Genomic DNA, 15,438 nt, shown 5'->3' with positions numbered 1-15,438 from the left:
TTGGAATCTAAGGAGGCGCGAACGGAATGAAGCTGAACAACAAAATCGGAATTATCGTCGACAGCTTTGGTGTAGGCGTCAAGGAAGGCTTGAAAAAAGCGAAGGCCGCAGGAGCCGAAGGCGTACAAATCTATGCGGTTTCGGGCGAGATGGATCCGGCGGTGCTGATCGGCCCGAAGCGCAAGGAGCTTCGCGATTACATCGATAGCCTGGGGCTGGAAATCTCCGCCCTATGCGGCGATCTCGCCGGCCATGGATTTCAAGATGCCGCCGCCAATCCGGCCAAGATCGAAAAATCCAAGCGAATTCTCGATCTGGCAGTGGAGCTGGGCACCAACGTGGTAACCACCCATATCGGCATCGTGCCGGAGGACACCAACAGCCCGATTTACGCGGCGATGCAGCAAGCCTGTGAGGAGCTGGGCGTCTATGCGAAGAGCTTAAACGCCTATTTTGCCATCGAAACCGGACCTGAACCGGCGGCCCATCTGAAAAGCTTCCTGGACACCCTCACCACCAACGGCGTCTCCGTCAACTTCGACCCGGCTAATATGGTGATGGTTACGGGAGACGACCCCGTCCAAGGCGTCAAAACGCTGCGGGATTACATCGTCCACACGCATGTCAAGGACGGCGTCCGCCACCGCACGGTTGATCCGCGGGACGTGTATGGCTTCCTCGGCTACGAGTCGATGAGCCACGAGAAAATCGCCGAAATGGCTGCAACGGGGGCGGGCTTTGAGGAGGTACCGCTCGGCGCAGGAAGCGTTGACTTCCCTGCCTACTTCGCCGCCCTGCAAGAAATCGGCTATACCGGCTACCTGACGATCGAACGCGAAGTCGGCGACAACCCGGAGGAGGATATCCGCCAGGCAGTGAAGTTCATCCAGTCGTTTCGGGGATAGTCACCTCACAGAGGGATCGGGAGACGGCCGGTTTCTCCCTAGGAGCCGGCCGCTCCTACCGGACCGCCCCGCGCTACTGGATCGACATGCGCTACTGGATCGACCGTGTACCGGACCACTCGTGCTACTGGATCGACGCGTTCTACTGGACCACTCGTGCTACTGGATCGACGCGTTCTACTGGACCACTCGTGCTACTGGATCGACATGTGCTACTGGACCACCCGTGCTAGCGGACCGCCCCGCGCTACTGGATCGACCGGTCTCGCGATCGCAGCCCCACGGGAACCGGCCGGTTTCTCCGCCGCCGCACGTAACGGACCCAGATGACCTTATTTGCTTATTTCCCGGCGATTTCCCGCCGTAACGGACTCCAGCGACCTTATTGCACCCTCTACTGCGGCGATCTAACCAGCTCCAGCCGAAATAAGGTCTCCTCGGTCCGTTAAATATGTAAAACGCCTCAAAGCGGGTATATAACGCTTCTGGAGTCCGTTAGCTAAGAACCACCATTAAAGGAGATGGACCTTTTATGAAACTGGGAGTCAGTTCATACAGTCTCTATCAAGCGATGCAAGCCGGATCGATGACCCTTCTTGAAGTGATCGATTGGGTCGCCGGCATCGGCGGTGAGCATATCGAAATCGTACCGCTGGGGTTTAACTTCAACGATGATCCGGGTCTCATTGAGCAAATCCGCGAGCGCGCGACGCAGGCCGGCATCGTTGTGTCCAACTATGCAATCGGCGCCAACTTCATCGTCGACTCGGAAGAGGCTTACGCGGCGGAGATCGCCCGCATCAAACGCGAGGTCGACCACGCCCATGCGCTGGGCGCCAAGCTGATGCGGCATGATGTCGCCTCCCGGCCGGACACCTCGATCGTCCGTTTCCAGGAGGACCTGCAGCGGATCGCGGACGCCTGCCGGGAGATCGCCGATTATGCCGCGCAGTATGGGATCACGACCAGCCTGGAGAACCACGGCTACTATGTGCAGGCCAGCGACCGGGTACAGGCGGTGATCCATGCCGTCGACCGGCCGAACTACAAAACGACGCTCGACGTCGGCAACTTCGTTTGCGTTGACGAGAGCCCCGTCGTCGCTGTGAAGAAGAACATCGGCTACGCCTCGATGGTTCACATCAAGGACTTCTACGTTCGGCCCGAGAACCGCAACCCCGGTGCCGGCTGGTTCCGCAGCGCGGGCGGCCAATACCTGCGCGGAGCCATCGCCGGTCAAGGCGACCTCGACCTGTGGGAGATCCTGCGCATCGTAAAAGCGTCCGGCTACGACGGCTACCTCTCCATCGAGTACGAAGGCATGGAAGACTGCCGCCAGGGCACACGCATCGCCTTCGACAACGTCCGGAGGATCTGGGACGAGGTCTAACTCAATTTCATCCACAGTGAGGTATACTTTGGTATACCTCTTTTTTTTATGAGCTGGCTATTAGCCGGCCCCGCCCCCTTTGCTGTCCAGGGGGCTTTGCGCCATTATCCCCTTGAATCAGGGGGGGGGGATTAAGTTCCTGAGCAAACGGGATAATCGTGCAAAGGAGCTCCCATAGACAAAACAAAAAGGTTACCCCGCCACTACATGTAATGGCAGGATAACCTTCAAGCCTTCATCTCGGTTTCGGTTCAGGGGTGCCCCCGAGTTACTGGCGAACACCGATCGTCACGATCTCACAAGGCCCGGCTAGCAGGGACAGACAGCCTGCCGCGCTCTTGGTCAGCGGCGCTGCGTCTTCCTCGAGAATCGTCGTTTTGTAGAAATGCTGATGCGGAATGTTCAAGCCAAGCGTCAGCTCAGAAGCTTCACGGCTCATGTTGTACCAGCGCAGCAGCAGGTCGCCGGTCGCCTCGTTCATTTTGAGCGAGGAGAACGCCAGCTCTTTGCCTTCCCACAGGAACGGGGTATACACCGGAGACAACAGGCCTTCGTGCATTTCCGTTTGGCTGACCGTCCATGGAATCTGGAACTGGTAGGCTTCCGTAAATGCCCCGGACGCGATGCCGTCGCCGTTATGCGGGATCAGCTCCATCCGGGCAGTGTGCACGCCCAGGCATTGCGCTTCCGGCGTCGGGAACAAGCCCCAGTCGCCCAACTCGCCCACGGAACGAAGCAGCGTCACCGCGATCGTGTTCCGACCGTCGCGCAGCACTTCGTATTCGTTTAAGCCGAGGTTCGCAACCGTCAAGCCGGCCCCTTCGCCGCTGACGTCTACAAACGCCTGCTGATGCTGGGTGTTGCTTGGGTTTTCCCATTCCGGTGCAGGCTCGATGCTGCGTTCGGCGATTTCAAACATCGAATCCACCTGATGCATCGAGGCCTTCAGATCGGTTGGGAACAAGGCGCGGATTCGATGGTCCTTCGCCGTGTTGTCGATCGTCGTTTCGATGTGAACGCCTTTGCCGGCGGCTTCCAGCGAAATCACCGTGCGCAGCTTCAGCGTCGTCAGCTTGCTGCTGCGCTGCGCTTTGCGATGCGGATAATACACCAGCTCGCGCATTTCCTCGTCCAGCTTCTCATCGGCGGAAGCCGGGATCTCCCAGTCGTGGCACACTTCCACAGAAGCGCGGTACGGGGCATCCTCCAGCACGCGGATTTGCGCAGCCAGCCCTTTCGTGGTCAACGCCTGTTCGCCTTCCGGCTGCTTGTACATGTACTCGTTTCCGATATCGCCGGTATTCTCATACACGCCAAGATCGCGGTACACCTGACCGGTCGCTTTGTCGGTCATCACAAAAGATCCGTCCTCGGCGATTTCTACCTTCAGGTTCGCGTTTTCCATTACCCGGTGACCGGTGAACAACGAAGCTGGCTTCGCGGATGCTGCCGCCGAATTCCGGCGTACCCATGCATAGGTGCGCAGGCCCAATGCGGCGATGTCCGCCGCTTGGAACGTCAGCTTCACACGGCGGCACATGTACGGCTGGCGGAACTTGTCGTCCGGCAAATCGTAGCCGAACAACAGCCCGAGATCCTCCACCGTGCAAGGCACCGAGTTCCCCTGCTCGTCGACCAGCTCGCGGCCCGACAGTTCGACCGCCTTCATGCGGCGGCCGGTCTCCTCGAGGCCAAGACCATCGCGCAAGTACAAGCGCGCAGCGTCCAGCTCGATGGACACGGTGCCCGTGCGGTTCCAGCCGGTCGTATTGAACACGACCAGCGGCAACGGGTCTTCGCCATACTGGGCGAAGACGGAGGTGTTCACCGCATCGGCGATCACCCGCTTGCTGTCGTCGATGAGCGCCTCGGCAACGTGGCGGCTCTTCGCGAAGCGGGTAACCATCTCGCGGTGAACCTCGTCTACGCTGCATCCGCAGATGCTGTCATGCGGATGGTTTTGCATCAAGGTTTTCCACGCATACGTAAAGAGGTGATGCGGGTAATCCTTCCCGAGCAGATTCGCCATCGAGGCTAGCGGCTCGGCGACTTTTTCCAGCAAAGCTTGGCCTTCCTGGTTCATCTGCTTCAGGTACACGCGCGCGGAGGCGGTGTTCACCAGCGTGCCCCAGCCATCCGTACGTTGGCTGCGCAGCTCGCCCTTCACGGTGGACAGCTCGCGGCCTTCCAGCGCCGTTTCCAGCTGGTTTAAATATTCCGGGAAGTTCGAATGAACGAACTTCGTGTCCGGGTACAGCTTCTCTGCGGTACGGATCGCTTCCGGCAGGTCCAGTTGCAGCGGCTGATGGTCGCAGCCGTTCATAAACAGGAGCTCACCGGTGGCGGCGTACTTCTCCGCATCCGCCAGCTTGCGGTCCCAGAACGCTTTCGCTTCCGCTTCATCCACCGGCACTTCGTTGCCGTTGGAATACCAGTTGGCGAACAGGATGCCCAGCACCTTGGAGCCGTCCGGCCCTTCCCAGATCAGCTCCGAGAAGGAGGACTCGTACCCGCCGTCGGATACGGTATTGTTGAAGCCAGTTGGCTTTACGCCGCGGCCAAAAAAGGCGTTCCCGATGCCGGACTGCTTCATCAATTGCGGGATTTGCCCCACCAACCCGAAGGTGTCGGGGAAATAGCCGATTTTCGCCGGCGCGCCGTATTTCAACGCGTCCTGGTGGCCGATTTGCATGTTGCGGACATTCGCTTCGCCACTCGTCAGGAACGCGTCCTGCAGAATGTACCAAGGTCCGATGAGGATACGGCCTTCGCGGATGTATTTTTCCAGGCGATCCTTGTTCTCTGGCCGCACCTGTAGGTAGTCCTCAAGAATGATCGTTTGACCGTCCAGGTAAAAACTGCGGAACGCCGAATCGCCGTCCAATTTATCCAGCAACGCGTCCACCAGCTCAACCAGGCGAACATGATGCTTCTCGTAAGGCAAATACCATTCCCGGTCCCAGTGCGTATGGGATATGATATGGGCCGTTCTTTGCTTGCTCATTTCTCTAACCCCCACTTTCCTCCGTGGTTTGTACTTAAGCTTCCGTCTCTAGCGGATATTCTTCCATGTACTTCAACAGCTCGTCCACGGTGGTGAAGGCCAGGCCAGTTACCGTATCCGCACAGCCGTAGTAGATGGCGATTCGGCCGGTTTCGGCGTCGGTCAACGCTGCGCAAGGGAAGGTTACGTTTGGCACATCGCCAACCAATTCATACAGCTCTTCCGGCCCGAGGATATAGTTACGCGAGCGTGCTTTGACGATCCACGGTTTGTCGAGGTCCAGCAGGGCGCAGCCCATGCGGTACACGAAGCCGTTGCAGGTATTGATAACGCCGTGGTAGATCAGCAGCCAGCCTTGGTCGGTTTCGATCGGAACCGGTCCTGGGCCGATTTTTTTCGATTGCCATGCGGATGCATCGCCGTTAATCGTCCCCATTACGTAACGATGTTTGCCCCAGAAAGTCAGGTCTGGGCTTTCGCTGTAGAAAATATCGCCAAACGGCGTGTGCCCGGTGTCGCTTGGGCGGCTGAGCATCGCATAACGTTCGCCGATCTTGCGCGGGAACAACACGCCATTGCGGTTGTACGGCAAAAAGGCGTTTTCCAGCTGATGGAACGTCTTGAAGTCCGTCGTGTAAGCAATCCCGATCGTTGGGCCGTGGTAGCCGTTACACCAGGTGATGTAGTAGCGATCGCCGATTTTGCAGACGCGCGGGTCATAACGGTATTCGCGTTTGGTGATTTCCTCGTCGCCTTCAAATTGAATCGGCTCGTGGTTGATGTTCCAGTTCACACCGTCATCGCTGAATCCTGCGAAAATGTCCATGCTGACCGAACGGGAATCGCAGCGGAACACGCCGGCAAATCCGCCTTCAAAAGGCACGACTGCTGAGTTAAACACGCTGTTGGAGTTCGGAATCGCATGGCGCTGGATGATCGGGTTTTGGGAGTAACGCCATACCGGGGCATTCAAGCCGGCCGGTTTATCTTGCCAAGGGATATTTTTCAAGGCTTCGCCGATAATTTTGCTCATGGTCTAGTCTCCTTTGGGATAAGTGTTTACAAAATACCTTCCTGCATCGCACGGTACACCAGCTGCGAGAACAAGCTGTTTGACCAAGCGAACCATTTGCGCGTAAACGTGTTTGGATCATCGGCGTGGAAGCCTTCATGCATATAGCCGGTTCCGGCGTCGGTCGTTTCCAGCATCGCGATCATTTCCAGCTTCTCTTCCTTCGTTTGCGCCGTGATGCCCTGCATCGACAAGGCCATATGCCAAATGTAATTCTCCGGTGTATGCGGGCTGCCGATGCCTTTTGCCGCTTTGCCTTCGAAATAGAACGGGTTTTCTTTGCTCAGCGCAAAACGCCGTGTATTTTGATAAATCGGATCGTCGGCGCTAACATAACCCAAATACGGAATGGACATCAAGCCCGGCGTGCCGGCGTCGTCCATCAAGCAGTAGTTGCCAAAGCCGTCGGTTTCGTAAGCGTAAATCGGACCGAATTCCGGATGACGGTAAACCCCGTACAGCTTGATGCCGTGATCGACCTCGAACTCCAGCTCCTTCAACTCGGCCAGGAAGTCCATGTCGCGGAAAACCCATTCGGCGAATTCCTGCATTTGACGCAGCGCGACAACCGCAAACATGTTGCCCGGAATGTTGTAATGGAAATCGCAAGCGTCGTCGCTGGAACGGAAACCCGACCAGATCATGCCCGTATAGTTCACCGGCATCCCCATTCCGTTGTTCCGCAAGGAATCGGTTGGAATCCCGTTGTTACGAGTGAAGCGGTAAGGCGATTTCTCGAAGTGATGCTGCTCGGTTTTGAACAGCTCGTAGATCTTTCGCATCGCTGCCTTGAAGCCAGCGTCAAAAATATCGGTCTGCTCGGTTTCCTTCCAATACATGTAAGCCAAACGGACCACGAAGCACAAGGAATCGATCTCGAATTTGCGCTCCCATACCCATGGGGACATCTCGGTCACGTCGGTCGTGTTCCAGTGCCAGTCGTTAGCCGATTCGTTAAACGCGTTGGCGTATGGATCGATATGCACATAGTTGATATGGCGTTTGATCAACCCGCTGATGATCCGCTGCAAATCGGGATCGTTCTTGGCGAACGGCACGTAGTGAATCACCTGCTCCACGGAATCACGCAGCCAGGAGGCCGGGATGTCACCGGTGATGACGAAGGTGGTACCGTCGTCCATCAGCTTGGTTGTCGTTTCTAACGTGTTCGGAAAACAATTCTTGAACAGCTGCAGCAATTTCGGGCGATGCGCCAGTTTCGTTTCGGCTTCGGCCAGCACGTCCTTGATGGATTGCGGCATTTCCAGCTGCGGCATCGGAATTTTCGGGAGTCTAAATTGTTCCATGAGCTTGTCGTCTCGCTCCTTTATCGTGATTTCATTTGTGGCTTCGCTGATAACGTTTGGGGGCGGACGGGCGGACGAGTTGCAAATTAACGGTAAATCCTACTGCTAATTCACCGGTTTCCCGCTAAATTGTTCATTTAACGGTAAATCGTGCTGTAAATTTAGCATGATTGGCCCAAGTCGGCGGATATTCGATAAATTAACGGTAGAAATTCCAGTTAAATTCACCCCATCCCAAGATACAGTCGAAATTAACGTTACTTTTTCCAGCTAATCTCTCGTGCCACCACACGCGCCCCCACAAATATTCACATCTTACTTCAACTTCAGCGTCTTAATCTCATACGGGGCAAAATCGAGCTCGATCCGTCCCGCGTCCGCCATCGCCATCGGTTCAAGCTCCCGCTCCAGCGCATCGGACAGGAACGCGCCCGAAACCGGCTCGTTCCAATTCAACGCCACGCGCTCGCGGCCGCCCGCCGATTCGTACAGACGCAGGATTACGCCGTCGCCGTCCTCGGCCGGTTTCACCGTGTCGAGCACGACATGCTCGCCGGTATATCCAAGCAGCGTGCCCGCGGAAGGGAGCGTACCTTCATGCGCTTCGGCTGTCATCACCACTGGAGCGTGGTTCAGCTCAGCTGCCGCGCGCACCGTGTGCGCGGTTTGCCAATCGCCTTGGTGCGGATACAGCGAATACGTAAATTCATGCTCGCCTAGATCGGCGGTCACATCCGGCCATTTCGGCGCCCGCAGCAGCGACAAACGAATTGTGCTGCCCTGGATGTCGTAACCGTATTTGCAATCGTTCAGGAGGCTGACGCCGTAGCCGCGTTCGGAAACGTCGGCGAACCGGTGTCCGCACACCTCAAATTGCGCCTGCTCCCAGCTCGTGTTGCGATGCGTTGGGCGTTCCAGCGCACCAAACGGAATTTCGTAGGTGGCTTTGTCCGTAACGACATCGATTGGGAAGCCAACCTTCAGCAGCTTGTGAGCTTCATTCCAACTCACTTTCGTTTGGAAGTCGATACGTTTGTCGTGATGATACAGGATCACATCCTGCGTGATTTCCGATTGGCCGATGCTCCAGCGGAAGCGCAGCACGTCTTGGACTGGACCGCTTGCAACCAAACCGCTCTCCAGCAATGCGGCCTCTCCGGCCGGCTGCTGTTCATAACGCGGGTCAATGTCCCAAGCGTCCCACAGCGTCGGACGGTCGTGGTAGAAGTGGAAGCGGTTCGCGCTTTCGCCCGACTTCACGACCTCACGGTTCGCTTCCTTATCCCACAGGCTGACGATCTCCCCGCGGTCATTGAATTTCAGGCGGTAGAATTCCGTTTCCCACTCGCCTTGGAACACCTGGCTTCCAGTTGCGGAATTTGCTGCCGCGGTTGTTCCGTCAATGGCTTCCGCTTTGGGCCGCAGCCAAATCGTCTTGTAGCCAAGCGCCGGAACTTCCGGCACACGGACCCAAGCCGCTGCTTCTCCGTGAAGATCCGTCCGGATGTCCAGCTCAAGGCGCGTCCCCTGCTCATCGAAAGCAGCCGCGCCGTTGAGATCCATTGGATCGGAAAGTGCCACGACCATATCGCGCGTCCAGCCGAGGCTGTTGAAGACGACGTATGGCGTACCTTCGCCGGAGGTTTTTACTTGTTGAACCAGTGTTGCGAGGCCATGATGCAGTCCGGTTTGGCCCTTATCAAAAATTTCTACATATTCCTTCGTGGACGTCTCGTACGATTCGGTAATCGCCGAACCCGGAATGATGTCGTGGAACTGGTTCAGCAAAATCAGCTTCCAGCCCGCCTGCAGCGTGCTTTGCGCCTCGCGCTGCTGATCCGCTGGCATCGACGCAGCGGCCAATGCGTTCCACAGCTCGGCTTCGCGGTACAAAATCTCCGCTTTGCGATTGCTGCGCTTGTTGCGCCCGTGGGTCGTATACGTCCCCCGGTGCAGCTCCAAATACAGATCGCCGTGCCATGCCGGCAGCTTCGGCTGCGCCGATTCGATTCCGGCGAAGAACTCCGCCGCCGTGCTATATTCGCTCGCCGGCTGACCTACCATCAGCTCGGCGCGGTTAATGTACTCCAGCATTTCGCGGGTGACCCCGCCGCCGCCGTCGCCATGTCCGTAGAGCAGCATTTGCTCCGGATGAACGGCCTTCTGACGATAAGACTGCCAGTGGTCATGAACGTCCTTCGGCAGCGTATTTTCGTTTACGCCGTGGTTGAGATACGACAACATTGGCGTACCATCGATGCCCACCCAATGGAACAGGTCGTACGGGAATACGTTGGTGTCGTTCCAGCCCAGCTTGGTCGTCATGAAATAGCGAATCCCGCCATGCTTCAAAATTTGCGGTAAGGAGGCGCAATAGCCAAACGTATCCGGCAGCCATTCGATCTCGGAGGTAAAACCAAACTCCTCCTGATAGAAACGCTGCCCGTACAGCATCTGCCGCATCAGCGATTCGCCGCTGGGCAGGTTCAAATCGGGCTCTACCCACATACCGCCGACCAATTCCCAGCGACCTTCCTTGATCCGCGCCTTCACCCGCTCATACAACTCGGGGTCGTTCTCCTTCAGGAAGGCGAACAGCAGCGGTTGACTCTGCGTGTAGCGGTATTCCGGGTATTCGCGCATCAGCGCATCCACCGTCGAGAACGTCCGGCTGGTCTTGCGCACCGTCTCCCGCACCGGCCACAGCCAGGCGATGTCGATATGCGACTGGCCGACCATTTGGATCAAGCCCTCAGCGTTGCCACCGATCGCTTTAACTCGCTCCGCGAGCTTCTGCTCCAGCTCGGCAATTGCTCCGCCTTCGCGGACCGCTTCCGCGTCCAGCGCCACAAATCCATCCATCGCGGCATACAGCGCCTCGATCAGACGGGTGCGCCGAAAATCCTGCTCCGGCAGCAGCACGGCGGAATCGCGGATCACCGTCGCCGTATACATCAGGCTTTGCACCGGCCGGTTCACCAGCACTAGCCGGCTGTCGATCCGTGTAATCGGCGGCTGAATGACCGCTTGTTGGTTCAGTGGATCCACCGGCTCAGGGATCGGATCAAACAGCTCGATCTCCAGCGAGAGCGGGCCTTGCCCTTGCTCCTGCGGCAGCGTCACAAACGTATGGTTCCGGTCCAGACCCTGCGCCGATTTGCCGTTGATCCGCAGCAGCCCTTCGCCGCCGGAAGCAAAGATAAGACCGACCTGTCCGCCGCGCCACCCGTCCGGGATCTCCAGCTGGGTGCGGAAGAAATACGTTGTTCCCTGCGTGCTTGGGAACCGCTCGAAGGCTTGCCCCTCTGAATAATCTGTTTCCTTCGTGTAACTTCCGGGAACCTGGTAGACGGAAGAAGTGATCTCCCACCCGCGCAGCTGGATTTGATCCAGCCACTGGGCTTCCGACAGTTCGCGGATAAAACGTCTGATGCGTTCCATGTATTTTTAAACCTCCCGCACAAAGAGATTGGCGCTCAGCGTATCATTTACGTTTTTGCCGACATGTACCCGGAATTCTCCCGGCTCTACTACGGCCTTGTAATCCCGTCCGATATACTGCAGCTGCTCCGGCCCGATCTCGAACTCCACCTTCTGCGTCTCGCCCGATTGCAGGAAGATCTTGCGGAAGCCCTTCAGCTCCTTCGAAGGCCGGGTTACAATGCTTGCGATATCGCTAATGTACAGCTGAACCACTTCCGCACCGGCCCGGTCGCCGGCGTTCGTAACTTCGACCGTCACCTTCGTTGTTCCATCTACAGAAAGCGTATCGGACTCCAGCGACAAGTTGCTATATGTGAACTCCGTGTAGCTTAACCCGTACCCAAACGGATACTGCGGCTGCGAGTCGTCCTCCAGATACCGTTTGCCCCGCGAGCGTTTGCCGTGGTAGTAAACCGGAATCTGTCCGACATGCTTCGGAACGGAGATCGTTAGGCGTCCAGATGGATTCACGTCGCCAAACAGGATGTCGGCGATGGCATGCCCGCCCTCTTGGCCCGGATACCAGGCCTCTAGAATCGCATCGGCATGCTCGTCAATCCACGGCTCGGCAATCGGCCGTCCGTTGATGTAAACCACTACGAGCGGTTTACCCAATTTATGAATCTCTTGAATCAGCTCCAACTGTACGCCGGACAAGCTGAGGTTCATGCGGTCAATCCCTTCGCCGCAATCCATATCGCTCTCCGTATTACCGGTCACTTTGGAAGCGCCGGTACGGAGGTCGATGGTGCCCTCGCCGAAGTCACGGGCACTGGAGCCGCCGACGACCATAACCACCGTGTCCGCCTGCTCCGCGCAGGACAAAGCCACGTCGAAGCCTTCACGGGAATCGCCATTAATGCGGCAACCCGGAGCATACAACACCCGCTCCGGCGTGTTGGCCAGCTTGCTGCGAATTCCACCAAGCACGGTCGTGACCTTGGAGCGCGGCTGCGGCGAGGTGTAATCGCCCAGCTGGTTGTAGCCCACATCGGCGTTCGGGCCGATGACGGCGATTTTCCCGGCTTTAGCCGACAACGGCAGCACGCCGCCTTCGTTCTTGAGCAGCACGATGCCTTCGCTGGCCAATTTCCGGGCCAGCTCCACATGCTCCGTGCTGCCGATCACCCGCTCGGCCCGCGCTGGGTCGGCGTACGGCTGTTCGAACAGCCCGAGGCGGAATTTCAGTGTCAATACGCGGCGTACCGCGCGATCAAGCACTTCCTCCTCCAGCTGTCCCGAGCGTACCGCCTCCACCAAATGCTGGCCGAACATGACGCCGGACATCTCCATGTCGATGCCCGCGCGAATCGCTTGGATCGCCGCATCCCGTCCGTCCTCTGCCACATCGTGGCCGGAGGCGAGCATATCGATCGCGCCGCAGTCGGTGATGACCATGCCGTCAAACCCCCACTCGCCGCGAAGGATCCCGTCCAACAACTCCTCGTTGGTTGTACAAGGAACCCCGTCGATCTCATTGTAGGCCGGCATAATCGAAGCCGCACCAGCTTCCACCGCCTTGCGGAACGGCAAGAGGTCGACCTCCAGCAGCTCGCGCCGCCCCATATGGACCGGGCCGGCATTTCGGCCGCCCTCGGAGCTGCCGTAACCGACGAAGTGCTTCAGCGTGGCGGCCACGCTGTCCTCTCCGTCCAAGCTCTCCCCTTGTAAGCCTTCAACCGAAGCCACGGCCATTTCGCCGATCATATAAGCGTCTTCGCCAAAACATTCTTCGGTCCGGCCCCAGCGAGGATCGCGCACGACGTCGAGGACCGGAGAATAGGTGACCGCGCCGCCTTGGGCGCGCGTCTCCCGGGCCACCGCCCGACACATCTCACGATACAGCTCTACGTTCCACGTGCTGCCGAGCGACAGCGGCACTGGGAACACCGTGGCGCCAATCGCCATATGGCCGTGCGAGCACTCTTCCCCGATCAGAATCGGGATGCCCAGCCGCGAGTTCTCGATGGCGTAACGCTGGATGGCATTTACCGCCTCAGCGCCTTCGCGCGGCGACAAGCCGGTTTCCAGTGTTACGCCCGTCCACGGATCGGCGCGCAGCACACCGTACAGCGAGCCGATCCCGCCGCTTTGCACCTGCTCCTTAAACGATTCGGTCAGCCGGATCTCTCCGTCTTTATGCTCGTAGGTTTGCCAGCCGAAAGGCTGGATCAATTGGCCGGCCTTTTCTTCCAATGTCATCAGTCCGAGCAAATGCTCCACTCGTTCCGGGACGGGTTTCGATCTGTCTTTGTATAACAACGTCTCCACCTCGCTCCTTACAGTTTTACGTTCATTCCAAAAGAGTTCAAAAGGGAGTAATTCTAGTCAAGATTCGATGCCGATTAAACTACTTGGTACTACTTCGTGATCAAAAGGCAATTTTTGAACCACCGCTATATTATTCTTTGACAGCGCCTACCGTAAGTCCTTGTACAAAATACCGTTGGAAGAACGGATATGCAAAAATAATTGGCAACGTTGCCAGCACGACCATCGCCATCCGCGACGTATCCTGCGGAATGGATTGCAGCGCGGTCAAGCTGAGCGAGCTGTTTTGCGAGTTCTGCTGAATAAACGCGATGCTCGATTCAATCCGCATCAGCATCGATTGCAGCGGCACCAAATCCGGATTGTCGATATACAGCAACGCATTAAACCAGTCGTTCCAGTACCCTAAGGTACTGAAGAGGCCGATTGTAGCGAGACCCGGCAGCGACAACGGCAACACGATGCGCAGGAAAATATAGAAATCGCCGGCACCGTCAATCCGCGCCGATTCAATGATCGCTTCCGGCACGCTTGTACTATAGAACGTACGTAAGATCATGATATAAAATGCATTCATCGCGAGGGGCAAAATCAGCGCCCACAACGTATCTTTCAGCCCCATCAACTGGGAGACTACCATATAAGTTGGGATCATCCCGCCGTTAAAGAGCATCGTTACAATAGCAAATACGGAGAAAAATCTGCGATAGCGGAAGCTCTTCCGCGAGATTGCGTAAGCGTACAGCGAGATCATCACCAAACTGATCAAGGTGCCCACGAGGGTGATCAGGATCGTTACGCCGTAAGAGCGAAGCAGGGAATCGCCGCTTTCGAATACGAAGCGATACGCCTCCAGGCTCCATTTCGCAGGAATCAGCCGATACCCGTCGGTGGCCAGCGTTTTTTCATCCGTGAAGGAAATAATGACAACGAAGATAAAAGGGAACACGCACAAGAAAGAGAAAATGCCTGCGATCAAGTGCAAAACGGCGTTCCAGCCGCGAGAGACGTTATGAAAATCTTTGCTTTTTCTAGCCAGCTCCGCCATACTCTGACACTCCTTTCAGCTGTTTTAAAATAGGGCGCTGTCCTTATCAATTTTGCGCACAACGTAGTTGGAAACCATAACGAGAACGAAGCCTACCACCGATTGGTAAAGACCGGCCGCCGTACTCATGCCGATTTCCCCGGTTGTCTTCAGACCGCGGTATACGTAAGTGTCGATGACGTTCGTGACTTGATACAACGTGCCCGAATCTCTTGGCACTTGGTAGAACAAGCCGAAGTCCGCGTAGAAGATCCGCCCTACCGCCAGCAGCGTCATGATGATAATAATTGGAGAGAGCAACGGAACCGTGATGTTACGAATTTGCTGCCATTTGGTGGCCCCGTCGATCATCGCTGCCTCATACAGCGATTTGTCGATGCCCATGATCGAAGCCAGGTACACGACGCTGTTGTAACCGATTGACTTCCACAGATTGACGAAGACCAAGATATAAGGCCAATACTTCGGCTCCGAATACCAGTTGATCCGCTCCATGCCAAACCATCCTAGAATCTGGTTGATCATCCCGCGGTCCATGCTCAGGAAGCTAAACGCGAAGTAGCCGACGATAACCCAGGATAGGAAATAAGGCAGGAACATCCCGGTTTGATAAACTTTGGCCATCGTTTTGCCGACCAGCTCAGACAGCAGAATCGCCATCGCCACGGAAAGCACGAGTCCAATGAAAATAAAAGCAAGGTTGTAAAACAACGTGTTACGGGTGATGGTAAAGGCATCATTGGTGCTGAACAGGAACTTAAAGTTATCCCATCCGACCCACTCACTCCGTACGATACTCGCCCAGAAGCCGTCACGGCTGAAGCGATATTGCTTAAACGCCGTAATCGTACCCACCAACGGAAGGTACGAGAAGAAGAAAAACCAAACGGCACCCGGCAACACCATAAATAACATAACTTTGTTCTTAACCAGGTTCTTGAAAAATGCAGCCATGATG

General features: G+C 56.7%; 9 protein-coding genes. 2 read left to right on the top strand and 7 right to left on the bottom strand.

The window, feature by feature from the left end; genetic code table 11:
- Window positions 1-26 precede the first annotated feature (26 nt).
- Together BN3277_RS09880 and BN3277_RS09875 are read left to right on the top strand one after the other, a co-directional pair.
- On the top strand, window positions 27-905 hold the full coding sequence (locus BN3277_RS09880; protein ID WP_059042174.1) for a sugar phosphate isomerase/epimerase family protein: 879 nt from the start codon (window positions 27-29) through the stop codon (window positions 903-905).
- Between the two features lie 532 nt (window positions 906-1,437).
- Window positions 1,438-2,295 (top strand): sugar phosphate isomerase/epimerase family protein, encoded by an 858-nt coding sequence (locus BN3277_RS09875; protein ID WP_059042172.1) that lies wholly within the window; start codon window positions 1,438-1,440, stop codon window positions 2,293-2,295.
- A 268-nt stretch (window positions 2,296-2,563) separates the two neighbouring features.
- On the opposite strand, the gene BN3277_RS09870 is transcribed toward BN3277_RS09875, so the two are convergent.
- The 7 genes from BN3277_RS09870 to BN3277_RS09840 all read right to left on the bottom strand — a co-directional run bounded on the left by BN3277_RS09870 (window position 2,564) and on the right by BN3277_RS09840 (window position 15,434).
- Entirely contained in the window at window positions 2,564-5,299 is a 2,736-nt protein-coding gene (locus BN3277_RS09870) for an alpha-mannosidase (RefSeq protein WP_059042170.1), read from the bottom strand.
- Between the two features lie 34 nt (window positions 5,300-5,333).
- Entirely contained in the window at window positions 5,334-6,332 is a 999-nt protein-coding gene (locus BN3277_RS09865; RefSeq protein WP_059042168.1) for a glycoside hydrolase family 130 protein, read from the bottom strand.
- Between the two features lie 26 nt (window positions 6,333-6,358).
- Window positions 6,359-7,678, bottom strand: coding sequence for a glycoside hydrolase family 125 protein (locus BN3277_RS09860; protein ID WP_059042167.1), 1,320 nt, complete (start codon window positions 7,676-7,678; stop codon window positions 6,359-6,361).
- Window positions 7,679-7,993: 315 nt separating this feature from the next.
- The gene (locus tag BN3277_RS09855; RefSeq protein ID WP_059042164.1) at window positions 7,994-11,119 is read right to left on the bottom strand and encodes an alpha-mannosidase; all 3,126 of its coding nucleotides are present in this window, start codon (window positions 11,117-11,119) and stop codon (window positions 7,994-7,996) included.
- Between the two features lie 6 nt (window positions 11,120-11,125).
- Window positions 11,126-13,363: a glycoside hydrolase family 3 N-terminal domain-containing protein gene (locus BN3277_RS09850; protein ID WP_232436395.1), complete on the bottom strand. Its 2,238-nt coding sequence runs from the start codon at window positions 13,361-13,363 to the stop codon at window positions 11,126-11,128.
- A gap of 199 nt (window positions 13,364-13,562) precedes the next feature.
- Window positions 13,563-14,480 (bottom strand): carbohydrate ABC transporter permease, encoded by a 918-nt coding sequence (locus BN3277_RS09845; protein WP_059042160.1) that lies wholly within the window; start codon window positions 14,478-14,480, stop codon window positions 13,563-13,565.
- Window positions 14,481-14,504: 24 nt separating this feature from the next.
- Window positions 14,505-15,434, bottom strand: a complete 930-nt coding sequence (locus BN3277_RS09840) for an ABC transporter permease (protein ID WP_059042159.1) — start codon at window positions 15,432-15,434, stop codon at window positions 14,505-14,507.
- Between the last annotated feature and the right edge of the window lie 4 nt (window positions 15,435-15,438).

This window comes from Paenibacillus rubinfantis, from assembly GCF_001486505.1.
Classification (GTDB): domain Bacteria; phylum Bacillota; class Bacilli; order Paenibacillales; family Paenibacillaceae; genus Fontibacillus; species Fontibacillus rubinfantis.
The sequence above is the reverse complement of the archived record's forward strand: the minus strand, read 5'-3'. Positions and strand labels throughout refer to the sequence as shown.

Bases quoted from the DNA above. Each gene is read 5' to 3' on its own strand.
- BN3277_RS09880 (WP_059042174.1), top strand. From the start codon at position 27: ATGAAGCTGAACAACAAAATCGGAATTATCGTCGACAGCTTTGGTGTA.
- BN3277_RS09875 (WP_059042172.1), top strand. From the start codon at position 1,438: ATGAAACTGGGAGTCAGTTCATACAGTCTCTATCAAGCGATGCAAGCC.
- BN3277_RS09870 (WP_059042170.1), bottom strand. From the start codon at position 5,299: ATGAGCAAGCAAAGAACGGCCCATATCATATCCCATACGCACTGGGAC.
- BN3277_RS09865 (WP_059042168.1), bottom strand. From the start codon at position 6,332: ATGAGCAAAATTATCGGCGAAGCCTTGAAAAATATCCCTTGGCAAGAT.
- BN3277_RS09860 (WP_059042167.1), bottom strand. From the start codon at position 7,678: ATGGAACAATTTAGACTCCCGAAAATTCCGATGCCGCAGCTGGAAATG.
- BN3277_RS09855 (WP_059042164.1), bottom strand. From the start codon at position 11,119: ATGGAACGCATCAGACGTTTTATCCGCGAACTGTCGGAAGCCCAGTGG.
- BN3277_RS09850 (WP_232436395.1), bottom strand. From the start codon at position 13,363: ATGACATTGGAAGAAAAGGCCGGCCAATTGATCCAGCCTTTCGGCTGG.
- BN3277_RS09845 (WP_059042160.1), bottom strand. From the start codon at position 14,480: ATGGCGGAGCTGGCTAGAAAAAGCAAAGATTTTCATAACGTCTCTCGC.
- BN3277_RS09840 (WP_059042159.1), bottom strand. From the start codon at position 15,434: ATGGCTGCATTTTTCAAGAACCTGGTTAAGAACAAAGTTATGTTATTT.